This window comes from Holdemanella porci, assembly GCF_009696075.1.
Lineage (GTDB): Bacteria > Bacillota_I > Bacilli_A > Erysipelotrichales > Erysipelotrichaceae > Holdemanella > Holdemanella porci.
This window is the reverse complement of the sequence record NZ_VUMR01000084.1, coordinates 1-4,484: the sequence shown is the minus strand read 5'-3', so window position 1 is coordinate 4,484 and position 4,484 is coordinate 1. Positions and strand designations below refer to the sequence as shown.

At 32.1% G+C, this 4,484-nt stretch carries 5 protein-coding genes; 2 read left to right on the top strand and 3 right to left on the bottom strand.

Features of this window, described 5'->3' with window-relative positions; all coding sequences use genetic code 11:
- From FYJ55_RS10180 to FYJ55_RS10170, 3 genes are all read right to left on the bottom strand, one after another.
- Nucleotides 1-274: family 4 glycosyl hydrolase (locus FYJ55_RS10180; protein ID WP_456152225.1), on the bottom strand; the 274-nt coding region annotated here is incomplete at its 3' end.
- Between the two features lie 17 nt (nucleotides 275-291).
- Nucleotides 292-1,644 carry a 6-phospho-alpha-glucosidase gene (locus tag FYJ55_RS10175; protein WP_154556727.1) on the bottom strand — a complete coding sequence of 451 codons (1,353 nt, stop codon included), beginning with the start codon at nucleotides 1,642-1,644 and terminating at the stop codon, nucleotides 292-294.
- Between the two features lie 103 nt (nucleotides 1,645-1,747).
- Nucleotides 1,748-3,091, bottom strand: coding sequence for a 6-phospho-alpha-glucosidase (locus tag FYJ55_RS10170; protein WP_154556726.1), 1,344 nt, complete (start codon nucleotides 3,089-3,091; stop codon nucleotides 1,748-1,750).
- Nucleotides 3,092-3,277: 186 nt separating this feature from the next.
- Here FYJ55_RS10170 and FYJ55_RS10165 point away from each other — a divergent pair, with 186 nt between their 5' ends.
- Together FYJ55_RS10165 and FYJ55_RS10160 are read left to right on the top strand one after the other, a co-directional pair.
- Entirely contained in the window at nucleotides 3,278-4,036 is a 759-nt protein-coding gene (locus FYJ55_RS10165) for a MurR/RpiR family transcriptional regulator (RefSeq protein ID WP_154556725.1), read from the top strand.
- A gap of 86 nt (nucleotides 4,037-4,122) precedes the next feature.
- A complete protein-coding gene (locus FYJ55_RS10160; protein WP_195836726.1) occupies nucleotides 4,123-4,380 on the top strand; it encodes an HAD family hydrolase in 258 nt (85 codons plus the stop codon).
- Nucleotides 4,381-4,484 lie beyond the last annotated feature (104 nt).

Genomic DNA, 4,484 nt, shown 5'->3' with positions numbered 1-4,484 from the left:
TGTGAAGTCCACCTGCACGCATCTGCATAAAGATAAAGTCCATGTCTTTATAAGCTTCAGCAGGATCTGTTGTATATGAGAAATCCAATTCTGGATATCTTTCTTTAAACATGATTTCTCCATATTGCCCGATTGGTTTCTGTCTTTCTCCATCGATATCGAACAATACAAGTTTATTCAATGGGAATTCTTCCTGCATACGAGCAAATGATTTTAAGAATCCTAATGTATAAGTGCTTCCTCCACCTACGATACATACGTTATATTTTTTCATTTTTATTTCTCCCCATATTATTTAAAATATTTTCCCCAATAATCTTTATTTGCTTCAATCAAATCATCTAAAATTGCTTTCGCTGTATCTGTATCCGTTACTGTTCTATTTAAAGCTAACGCTTGTAATAATTTTGTTTTATCTCTTTCAAACAATCCATCTACAGTTAATTTTTCATAAGCATATTGATTTTCCATCATTCCCTTATAGAATGTTGGAATTGGATCTAATGCTAATGGCTCTACTCCATTTGCACCTACTCGACACGCAACTTCAACCATCATGTTTTCATCCACATTTGGAATTACACCTTTATTCTTAGTAATAATCAAGAAGATTTCATTTGTGTTATTAATAATTGCACAAGCTAAATCTACAATGTAACTTGCATGCACGCCTCGACCAGGCTTAATTTCATATTCTGTTCCTTTTAACTTTCCTAATTTAATTACCTCTTCCATCATTTCGTAGCAACGTTTTTCTTTTCCATCCATAACTTCATTTGCACGAGTATAGTTAGGATTTGATGTTTCTACAACATGTTTTGGATATAAATAATATTTTAAGTATGTATTTGGTAAATATTCTGGATAATCCCTCAAAATATTTGCCATAAATTTATATGTTTCGATCCAACTAGGTTCCATAGTATGTTCATCTACACCACTTAGTTTAAATAAGTCTTCCCCACTAAGGATCAATTCTTTAATTTTTGGTTCTAAATCTTCACCTGTTTTCTTATCATAGATATGAGTAAACCATCCAAAGTGATTCAAGCCAAAATAACGTGGTTCAAAATCTTTACGACTACATTTCAAAATATTTGCATATTGATCCATAATAGCAATTGGCATATCACAAATGTTTAAAATTCGATGATCATCTGGGAACACACGTTTTGTTGCTTCAGCTACAATAGCTGCTGGATTTGAGTAATTCAAAATCCATGCTTCTGGTGAATGTTTACGGATCATTTTTACTAATTCAATAATATCTGGGACACTACGAAGTCCATATGCGAATCCTCCAGCACCACAAGTTTCTTGTCCTACACAACCATGACTCAAAGAAATCTTTTCATCTTTTTCACGCATTGGTAAACGGCCTGCTCGAATTTGCATTAGGGCAAAGTCTACATCTTTAAAAGCAACATCAGGATCTGTAGTATATGCGAATTCTTCCAATTCTGGATAGTATTCTCGCATTAATATTTCACCATATTTTCCCATTATTTCTTGTCGTTCTGATTCTGTATCATATAAACAAATACGACGAATTGGGAAACGATCTTTGTTATCGGCTAACATTGCCATTAAATCTGGATTACGGTGGCTTCCACCACCTACAATTACAACATTATATTTTTTCATTCTATTATCTCCATTACATAAATAAAAGCTTAACCATTAATTAAGTCACTTTAGTTGTCAAGGATCTAATAATAGTTAAGCTTCTCTTCTTTCTAATTATTTATTATTTTAATTCAGGCCAGAAATCTTTATTTGCTTCAATCAAATCATCTAGGATTTGTTTAGCAACTTTTCCACTTGGAACTGTTTTACTTAATGTAATTGCTTGCCACATCTTTTGATAACTATGTTCAATCCAAGCTTCTACAACTAGTTTTTCAACACATACTTGTTCTGTCATCAATCCACGTTGGAATGTTGGGATTTCTCCAATCTTTAATGGTTCTGGTCCATTTGAACCTACCAAACATGGAATTTCTACCATGGCAGTTGGATCAAAGTTTTCAATAGCTCCTTCATTAGGAACAATTAACAACATTCTTTCGTGTGTATTAAATTTCAATGCGCATGCTAAGTCTACGATAAATGAAGCGTGAACTCCAGCCGCAAATTCATTTCCTTTTGAAGTGCCATTTTCAACAATGGCTTTTGCCTGTCCAAATACAGTTTTTTCACGTCCATCCATAACTTCGTTAGCACGAGTATAATTTGGATCTGAATGTTCTACTACAAAGTCTGGATATAAGTAATATTTTAAATATGTGTTTGGAATTGTTTCTGGATCCAATGCATATACATCTTTTGCCTTTGTATATGTTTCAACCCAAGATGGATCTCTGTGTTGGAATTCAGGCGAATTATTTGCGTATCCCATTTCAGAAATGTGTTTCTTTAAGATTGGCATTAAATCATTGCCCTCTTTATCTTGGACTTGTGTCCACCATCCAAAATGGTTCAAACCATAATAACGGATTTCCATGTCTTTACGAGTTAATTCTCTACCTGTTTCATCTTTAATAATTGAACACATATTTGTTTCTAGACCAACTGGCATATCACAAATATTGATAATACGATGTCCAGGGCGCAAACGACGAGTTGCTTCGGCAACGATAGCTGCTGGGTTTGAGTAGTTCAACATCCAAGCATTTGGTGAATATTTTTCCATGTAATCTAAGATTTCAATAACTGGCCCAATTGAACGCATACCATAAGCCATTCCTCCAGGACCACAAGTTTCTTGTCCTACAACACCATATTTCAAAGGAATCTTTTCATCCATTTCACGCATTGCATATAATCCAACACGAATGTGTGCCATAACAAAGTCAATTCCAGTAAAAGCTGTTTCTGGATCTGTTGTCCAATTGAATTCAATTTCTGGAGCTTTTTCTTTTAACATAATCGCACAAGCTTCTGCAAGTTTATCCTGTCTTTCTGCATTATTATCGTATAAAGTGATTTTAGAAATTGGGAAACGATCTTGGTTTTCTACTAACATTAATACGATTCCTGGTGTAAAAGTACTTCCTCCACCTGCAATACAAATAGCTGATTTTTCTCTCATATCTATTCCTCCTAACATGCTATTTTCTTTCGACAACGATACCTTACCACCAAGAAAAAATAGAAACAATAGTTCAACGCGATTCGGTATTTGAGTGCACTTTAAGATGTTTTTTCCATAATATGTAATTTTTTCCAATTGACTGTAAACGCTTTTATGATTATATTATATTGTTAGGTGATTTTTATGAAACTTGATGACTTAGTAAATAAATATTATAGTGATTTGAATTTAAATGATTTATATATCTGGAGATATATACTTGGACACAAGAAAACTTGTGAAAACATGTCCATTTCTGAATTAGCAGAACATTGTAATGTTTCAAAAACAAGTATTTTACGATTCACACAAAAAATTTCATTAAATGGTTTCAGTGAATTAAAATTTTATTTAAAAATGGAAAACAACGATGAAGATACGATCAATCAAGATTTAATTAAAACAATATGTAACGATTATTGTAATGCCATTCAATATGCTGAAAACCAAAATTATCAAAAAGCCTGTCAAATGATCTATTCTGCAAATCATGTTTTCGCATATGGAACCGGTGGTGTTCAACAGCATGCGATTCAAATTTTAAAAAGATTCTTTTTTAAGCTAAACAAATCAATAAATATTGTTTATGGTTCAAATGAAATGGATTATTTGGTTAACAATTTAACAAGCGATGATTTAGTTATTGTTTTTTCAGTTCAAGCCAGCCAACAATCAGATGTAGAATTTGTGCAAAAATGCAAAGAAAAAAATGCTAAAATACTTTCTCTCACTTTATTTCTAGATAATCCAATCGCAAGAATCTCAGATGAAAATTTATATTATCTATGTTCTCATAGAGACTTCTCCATTCATGGAAAACATTTTTCTCCTACAAGTATGTTTTATATAACCGTTGAAATATTATTTCTTCAATATGCTATTTATTTAGAATCCATTCAATAAAATCATCCCTAAAATTGGATATAATTCCCGTTTTAGAGATTTTTTGTTTTTTGCATATATAATATTGCCTAGTGGAAAGAGGCTATATGAATAAATTACAATTACTAATTACAGATATTGATGGAACATTATTAAACACGCAAAAACAAATTTCTAAACAAACATTAGATTATTTAATTCATTTGCAACAGAACAATGTAGTTATTGCTCTATGTAGCGGAAGAATTCCTGCAGAGTTACAATCATTAGTAAATCAATTGCAATTGGATAAATATGGCGGTTATATCATTCATACGAATGGTGCAGGTATCATAAATTGTAAAATGATGCTAGTATATTTATAGGACAGGTAAAACATCTCGAATTTGATTTGATAAGGAACCAATCACATTAAAAATAGAATGAGATATTGAACATGACTGTCCTGGATATTGTAGATTCTTGTGCA

Coding starts and splice junctions, on each gene's coding strand:
- FYJ55_RS10175 (WP_154556727.1), bottom strand. CDS start 1,644: ATGAAAAAATATAATGTTGTAATTGTAGGTGGTGGAAGCCACCGTAAT.
- FYJ55_RS10170 (WP_154556726.1), bottom strand. CDS start 3,091: ATGAGAGAAAAATCAGCTATTTGTATTGCAGGTGGAGGAAGTACTTTT.
- FYJ55_RS10165 (WP_154556725.1), top strand. CDS start 3,278: ATGAAACTTGATGACTTAGTAAATAAATATTATAGTGATTTGAATTTA.
- FYJ55_RS10160 (WP_195836726.1), top strand. CDS start 4,123: ATGAATAAATTACAATTACTAATTACAGATATTGATGGAACATTATTA.